This window comes from Vibrio sp. M260118 (assembly GCF_036533755.1).
Taxonomy (GTDB): domain Bacteria; phylum Pseudomonadota; class Gammaproteobacteria; order Enterobacterales; family Vibrionaceae; genus Vibrio.
In genome coordinates this window covers 1-3,809 of the sequence record NZ_JATABG010000337.1, presented here as the reverse complement: position 1 = coordinate 3,809, position 3,809 = coordinate 1, and the positions used below count along the sequence as shown (strand labels likewise).

3 protein-coding genes are annotated in these 3,809 nt (G+C 46.8%); 1 reads left to right on the top strand and 2 read right to left on the bottom strand.

Annotated elements, in window-relative coordinates:
• The first annotated feature begins 31 nt into the window (after positions 1-31).
• Complete coding sequence (locus tag QTO00_RS16220) at positions 32-2,044, top strand: urocanate hydratase (RefSeq protein ID WP_331425719.1); 2,013 nt, start codon at positions 32-34, stop codon at positions 2,042-2,044.
• 86 nt (positions 2,045-2,130) lie between these two features.
• Here the strand turns inward: QTO00_RS16220 and QTO00_RS16215 are convergent, their stop codons facing one another.
• Complete coding sequence (locus tag QTO00_RS16215; protein ID WP_331425718.1) at positions 2,131-3,363, bottom strand: ABC transporter substrate-binding protein; 1,233 nt, start codon at positions 3,361-3,363, stop codon at positions 2,131-2,133.
• A 10-nt stretch (positions 3,364-3,373) separates the two neighbouring features.
• Positions 3,374-3,809: methyl-accepting chemotaxis protein (locus QTO00_RS16210; protein ID WP_331425717.1), on the bottom strand; the 436-nt coding region annotated here is incomplete at its 5' end.

The following is a 3,809-nucleotide window of genomic DNA, read 5'->3' as shown; positions in this document are numbered from 1 at the left end:
TGAGTTTTGACGCTTAATTTTGGAGAAAACGATGACTGTTGAACTTAGCTTTCAAGAACAAATTAAACAGGGCATTCCTGAGCAACTGCCACCAGCGAAACCCTATCCGGCGAACGTTAACCGTGCGCCAAAGCGTAAAGATATTCTCAGTAAAGAAGAGAAGCAACTCGCGATTCGCAATGCCCTTAGATATTTTCCAAAAGCCTGGCATCAAGAGCTGGCACAGGAATTTGCGCAAGAGCTAAATGACTTTGGCCGCATATACATGTATCGCTTTAAGCCAAGTTACTTAATGAAAGCACGCGCAATCACCGACTATCCAGCAAAGTGTCAGCAAGCTGCCGCGATTATGTTGATGATCGACAACAACCTTGATCCAGCCGTTGCCCAGCACCCTGAAGAGTTAATCACTTATGGTGGCAATGGCGCGGTTTTTCAAAACTGGGCACAATACCGGTTAGCCATGAAATACCTCAGTGAGATGGAGAGCGATCAAACCTTGCACCTCTACTCAGGGCATCCAATGGGGCTTTTCCCTTCTTCACCTGAAGCGCCTCGCGTAGTGGTCACCAATGGCATGATGATCCCGAACTATTCTAAGCCGGATGATTGGGAAAAATTCAATGCGTTAGGCGTGACTCAATATGGTCAAATGACCGCAGGTTCATTTATGTACATCGGTCCTCAAGGGATTGTTCATGGCACTACCATCACCGTGATGAACGCGTTCCGTAAGGTACTTAAACCGGGCGAACAAGCTAAGGGCAAAATCTTCCTAACTGCTGGTTTAGGTGGCATGAGCGGCGCCCAACCCAAAGCAGGTAACATTGCCAATTGTATTACCGTCTGTGCCGAAGTTAACCCAAATGCTGCGACAAAGCGTCATCAGCAAGGCTGGGTTGATGAACTGATTAATAATATGCCGGAGCTGATTAAGCGTGTGAAAGTCGCACAAGCCAATCAAGAGGTGGTCTCTATTGCCTACATTGGTAATGTGGTTGAGGTTTGGGAGTCGTTCTTAGAAGAAGAGATTTTTGTTCATTTAGGCTCAGACCAAACATCACTGCATAACCCTTGGTCTGGCGGCTACTACCCTGTCGATATCAGCTACGAAGAGTCTAATCGATTGATTCGAGAAGAGCCGGACCTATTCAAAGAAAAAGTGCAAGCGACATTAAGACGCCATGCTGCTGCCGTCAACGAGCATAGTGAGAAAGGAACGTACTTCTTTGACTATGGTAATGCCTTCCTATTAGAAGCCTCACGTGCAGGCGCGGATGTTATGGCAGAAAACGGCATTGATTTTAAATACCCTTCATACGTGCAGGATATATTGGGGCCGATGTGCTTTGACTATGGTTTTGGTCCATTCCGCTGGGTTTGTACTTCGGGTAAACCGGAAGATCTCGACAAAACAGATGAAATTGCCGCGCAAGTCTTAAACAACATCATGCAAAACTCCCCTGCTGAGATCCAGCAACAGATGCAAGACAACATTACTTGGATCAATGATGCCAAAGCCAACAAATTAGTCGTAGGCTCTCAAGCAAGAATACTGTACGCCGATGCGCAAGGTAGAATGGAGATCGCCAAAGCCTTTAACGATGCGATTCATCGCGGCGACATTGGCCCTGTTGTGTTAGGTCGCGATCACCATGATGTCAGTGGCACCGACTCTCCATTTAGAGAGACGTCGAATATTTATGACGGCAGTCGCTTTACTGCTGACATGGCCATTCACAATGTGATTGGTGACAGCTTCCGTGGCGCGACTTGGGTATCCATCCATAATGGTGGTGGCGTAGGTTGGGGAGAAGTCATCAACGGAGGCTTCGGTATGCTGCTAGATGGAAGCAGTGATGCCGAGCGTAAACTTCAATCCATGCTGTTATTCGATGTAAACAACGGCATCGCTAGACGTAGCTGGGCTCGCAATGAAGAGGCTAACTTCGCCATCAAGCGAGAAATGGAACGTACACCTAAGCTAAAAGTCACCCTAGCCAATCTCGTTGACGATCAAGTTATCGACGACTTAGCTATCTAGTCTGAAGCTTATCTGGTTAAGAAAAAATTTAACACTCACCAAAAAGGCATCCGGAGATGCCTTTTTTATTGAACAATACCCTCGAGTTACTTAAGAAAAGCGATGGAATCTGCCAGTACTTTTGACGCTTGTTGAGCACTCATGTTGGAGTTCATAAATTCCCCCACGACCAAATAAATTGCGCTTTGCACTTCGCTCGATACCATATGGCCATGAGCGATACTGCCGACCATTGAGTCTTGCTTAACAGCTTGCTTCAAATCGGCCATCGATTTCTTAGCACAAGCATCAAAACCCTCATCGCTAACCTCTAAGTTTGGCGGAACAGAGCCTTTAACCTGATTAAACTTAGCTTGGAACCCTGGGTCCATAACCGCTTTCGCCATACTGTCTTGAGCGCCTTTCTTCTCTTGAGATACGTCGAACATTCCAAATTGGTCAGAGTTAAACACAAAAGCGCCATCCGTACCTGGATACTGGAAACAGAGGAAGTCTTTGTTTGGCACTTTGCCATTGTTGAGAAACTCACCTTTTGCCCAGTCACCCATAATTTGCATCGCTGCATCACCACGCATCACCATAGCCGTAGCATTGTTCCAATCTCGCCCAGGATAGCCAGCATCAACATAACCGCGATACTGCCTTAACTGTTCAAAAGCCTTAGCCATGGTCACGCTATTCAAACTGCTGTAGTCCAATTCGCCAAACGCTTTGCGATAGAAGTTTATTCCTCCTGCACTGAGTACTGCACTGTCAAAGATGGTCGCTTCTTGCCAAGTTTGACCGCCACCTGCAAACGGAATATAGCCAAACGCTTGAATCAGGCTTGCAGCAGCCATCAGTTCATCAAATGTTTTTGGCACTGCGATATTGAGCTCATCAAAAATCTGCTTGTTAGCCCATATCCAGTTAGTACGATGTACACCCACTGGAGAGGCAACCCATTTACCTTCATACTTTGAGAACTTCTGCAGTGCTGGAGGGACGATTTGATCCCAGTTACCCTGCTGCGCAACACTGTTAATGTTGGCCATCACTCCCTCTGAAGCCCATTCAGTAAGCCTTGTACCACCCATTTGCACCGCTGTTGGTGGATTACCAAAAGCCGCTCGAACACGAAGGTAGTTTTGCGCGTTTGCGCCAGCTGCCCCGGCAATTTTTAAGTCATTCCATTCGATGCCTTGTTCAAGTAGGTTGTTCTTTAGAACTTCTACCGCAGCCGCTTCACCACCGGATGACCAACCATGTAATACTTCAACCGAAGAGTTGGCGTACACAAATCCAGAACATAGACATAATGTGAGTGCGAGTTTCTTCATTGTCTTTCCCTTACATTTTGAACTGTTCTGTGATTTTCGCTTGCTGATCTGAAAGCGACATTAAATCCGCAAAGGTTTGTCGATTACCTCGCGATAGTTGGTGTATCTCCTCCGCTGAGTCAGAAATAGCGACGACATTTTCCGTAATCTCTTTCGACACATGCGACTGCTCTTGCGCGGCGGAGGCGATCTGTTCACTCATGTTCGCGACAGAATCAATGGCGGATGAAATTTCAAGCAGCGAAGTTGCCGCATGTTGAGAATTATCCACCACCTCTTTCGCGGTTTGGCTATTTTTCTGCATTATGTCCACAGACGACGTCGAGATCTTTTGTAGTGACTGAATCATACGATAAATCTCTTCGGTCGAGCTTTGCGTTTTACTGGCTAGATTGCGCACTTCATCAGCAACAACAGCAAAGCCTCTGCCCTGCTCCCCTGCGCGC